Consider the following 2,750-nt stretch of genomic DNA (forward strand, 5'->3'; position numbering starts at 1 on the left):
CTCAGAACCTGTTCAAAGTCTGCTGCGCTGCGGCGATACGGCGTTGAAAACAAGCTCAAAATGCTCATGTACCACGTGTACATTCCGCTTTTTCGCTCGTTTTCGCCTTGTCTCGCCCTTGCTCGCGAGATTTTGAACAGGCTCTTAGGCTGGCAGCAGCGCCAGTGCTTGCTCCAGGCGCAGCGGGGTTTCATCCAGCAGCGGGCGCGTCCGGCTCAGCGGCGCATCGTCAGCCTCCAGCGGGTTTTGCGGCAGCAGCCGGTGCTTGAGCACCAGGTGGGCCAGCGCCAGCCGGCGGTAATCGCCGTCCGGGTCCTGGGCGGCTTCCCAGGCCATGAACACGGCGCTGGCGCAGTGGTAGAGCGCGCTGGCGGCGCGTCGCGCTTCCACGCCGTCGGCCTGGTCGAAACTGACGGCGGCGAAGTCGACGGCGCGGTCCAGCGCCAGCCGCAAGGCGGCGCGCGACGGCGTGGGGACGCCGGCGTCGGCCAGCAGCCTGGCCAGGTAGGCGCGCAACGGCGGCAGGGTGGCTTCGCGCCGCGCCGAGCGCGCCACGTCCAGTGCCACGATATTGCTGGTGCCTTCCCAGATCGAGCCGAGCAGCGCGTCGCGCACGATGCGCGGGTCGGACCATTCCTCGATGTAACCGCAGCCGCCACGGACTTCCATCGCGTCCTGGGTGACCTGGCGCGCGTCGCGGCAGGCGCGGAACTTGATCAGCGGGGTGAGGATGCGCGTCAGCTGCGCCGCTTCGGCGTCGCCGGCCGCGGCGCGATCCATGCAGGCGGCCAGGTGCAGGAACATCGAGCGCGCCTGCTCCGTGGGCAGCAGCATTTTCAGCAAGGAGCGCTGCATCAGCGGCATGTCGATCAAATGCCGGCCAAAGGCCTGGCGATGGCGGGCGGTGTGCAGCGCCTCGGCCACGGCGCGGCGCATCAGGCCGGCGGAGCGCACGCCATTGGACAGGCGCGACAAATTGATCATGGTGGCCATCTGCTGGAAGCCGCGGCCCACTTCGCCCACCAGATGGGCGCTGGCGCCTTCCAGGCGGATCTCGCCGCTGGCGATGGAGCGGCTGCCCAGCTTGTCCTTCAGGCGGACGATGCGGTAGCGGTTGGGCTCGCCGTCGGACAGCAGACGCGGCAGCAGGAACAGGCCAAGGCCCTTGAAACCGTCTGGCTCACCGTCGACATGGGCCAGCACCATGGCCAGGCCGGCGTCCGGATTGGAGCAGAACCATTTGTCGCCTTCCAGCCGCCACTCGCCGTCCTGCCGGTAGGCGCGGGTTTCCACCCGGGACACATCGGAGCCGGCGCCTTGTTCGGTGATGAACATCGCGCCCTGGCACAGCTGCTCGAAATCCTGGCTCAGCAGCGCGGGCAGATAGCGTTCTATCAGTGCCGCGTCGCCGTGCAGCGATAAGGTGCTGCTCAGCGAGTCGGTCATGCTCAGCGGGCAGCACAGCCCGAACTCGGCCTGTACCAGCAGATAGGTGAACGCGTACTTGGCCAGCCGCGGCAGGCGTTCCGGCCAATCCAGCACGCCGGGGCGGTGGCCCTGCGCCGCCAGGCCGTATTCGGAGAAGGCCAGCCGCTCCAGCTCGATAAAGGCCGGGTGCTTGTCTATGCTTTGGCGATCCTGCCCGGTGCGGGTGCGCGGGTTCAGCGTGGGCGGGTGGCGATCGGCGGCGCGCGCCAGTTCGTCGAGGTGGCCGCCGGCCGCCGCGCCCAGCGCGCTCAGCCGCGGTTCCAGATGGCGGTATAGCGCGTCCGGAAGGTAAATCCGCAACAGGCCGGCCAGGCTGGGGTCGTTAAGAAAGAGGTTGTCGCCGTGGCGGTCGGGAATCGCTGTTGGCTGATCCGGATGCATGGTGCTTCTCCTGCGCGATGGGGCGAAGCCCATTGTTGGCATAATGGCCTGGGAGCGGAAGTACCGTTTTTGGCTCGCGCGATACCGAAAAGCTATCGCCGCCGGGAGGCGGCCGAGAGAGGAGGCGCTATGGATTTACGGCAATTGCGTTATTTCGCGGCGGTGGCGGAGGAGCTGCATTTCGGCCGCGCCGCGCGGCGCCTGCACATTTCCCAGCCGCCGCTGAGCCTGACCATACAGCAGTTGGAGCAGGAAATCGGCGCCTTGCTGCTGGAACGCGGCAACAAGACGGTGGCGCTGACCGCGGCCGGCGCGGTGTTGTACCAGCAGGCCGGTCGCCTGCTCAAGCTGGCCGACGAGGTGGCCGACACCGCCAGGCGCGCCGGCCAGGGCCTGGCCGGCCGCCTCCGGGTGGGCTTTGTCGGCGCCATGCTGTTCCGCGGGCTGCTGGACGGGGTGCGGGCGTTTCAGCGCCAGGCGCCGGGCGTGGAGGTGGAGTTGTGCGAGATGAATACCGATGAACAGATCCGCGCGCTGGAATTCGAGCAGATCGATGTCGGCTTCATCCACGCCGGCAATCTGCCAGCACGGGTGGAGCGGCAGTTGCTGCTGCGGGAGCCTTTTCTATGCTGCCTGCCGCGCGGCCATGCCTTGTCGCGCGGCGCGGCGGTGGCGCTGGATCGTCTGCGCGAGGAGAGCTTCATCCTGTTTCCGCGCAGCGTGTCCGCTCATTACTACGACCGTATCGTCGCGCTGTGCGCGCAGGCCGGTTTCAGCCCGCGGGTGCGGCACGAGCTGCGGCAGTGGGGCGGCATCGTGCAGATGGTGGCGGGCGGCATGGGGGTGACGCTGGCGCCGGCCTCGCTGGGTCGGGCCGCGGC

At 68.3% G+C, this 2,750-nt stretch carries 2 protein-coding genes; one reads left to right on the forward strand and one right to left on the reverse strand.

The features are described 5' to 3' along the window. Nucleotides 1-144 precede the first annotated feature (144 nt). A complete protein-coding gene (locus LQT98_RS23140; protein WP_231465527.1) occupies nt 145-1,869 on the reverse strand; it encodes an acyl-CoA dehydrogenase family protein in 1,725 nt (574 codons plus the stop codon). A 129-nt stretch (nt 1,870-1,998) separates the two neighbouring features. On the opposite strand from LQT98_RS23140, the gene LQT98_RS23145 reads away from it, so the two are divergent. Beyond that, nucleotides 1,999-2,750: LysR family transcriptional regulator (locus LQT98_RS23145; protein ID WP_231465529.1), on the forward strand; the 752-nt coding region annotated here is incomplete at its 3' end.

This window comes from Chromobacterium aquaticum (assembly GCF_021129195.1).
Classification (GTDB): Bacteria; Pseudomonadota; Gammaproteobacteria; order Burkholderiales; family Chromobacteriaceae; genus Chromobacterium; species Chromobacterium aquaticum.